The 416-nt window shown below is 75.5% G+C and carries 1 protein-coding gene; it reads left to right on the forward strand.

Annotated elements, in window-relative coordinates; all coding sequences use genetic code 11:
• A partial coding sequence (locus tag HTV45_RS33330) for a histidine kinase dimerization/phospho-acceptor domain-containing protein (RefSeq protein WP_215209617.1) occupies positions 1-416 on the forward strand: 416 nt, incomplete at both ends.

The raw sequence follows: 416 nt of genomic DNA on the forward strand, positions 1-416 counted from the left end.
GGGGTGACCTGGCTGGTGACCCGCCGGGCCCTGCGGCCGGTCGAGGGCATCCGCCGCGAGATGGCGGCGATCACCGCCTCCGAGGACCTGGCCCGCCGGGTTCCGGAGCCCGGTTCGCGGGACGAGATCGCGGCGCTGGCCCGGACGACGAACGAGACGCTCACCGTCCTGGAGGCGTCCGTGGAGCGCCAGCGCCGGTTCGTCGCGGACGCCTCGCACGAGCTGCGTTCCCCGATCGCCTCGCTGCGCACCCAGTTGGAGGTGGCCGAGGCCCATCCGGAGCTGCTGGACCTTCCGGGCGCGGTCGCCGACACCGTACGGCTCCAGGTGCTGGCGGCGGATCTGCTGCTGCTGGCCCGGCTGGACGCGGGGGAGAAGCCCGGGAGCGCGACCGTGGAGCTGGGCGCGCTGGTCCG

The organism is Streptomyces sp. CHD11, from assembly GCF_018638295.1.
Taxonomy (GTDB): domain Bacteria; phylum Actinomycetota; class Actinomycetes; order Streptomycetales; family Streptomycetaceae; genus Streptomyces.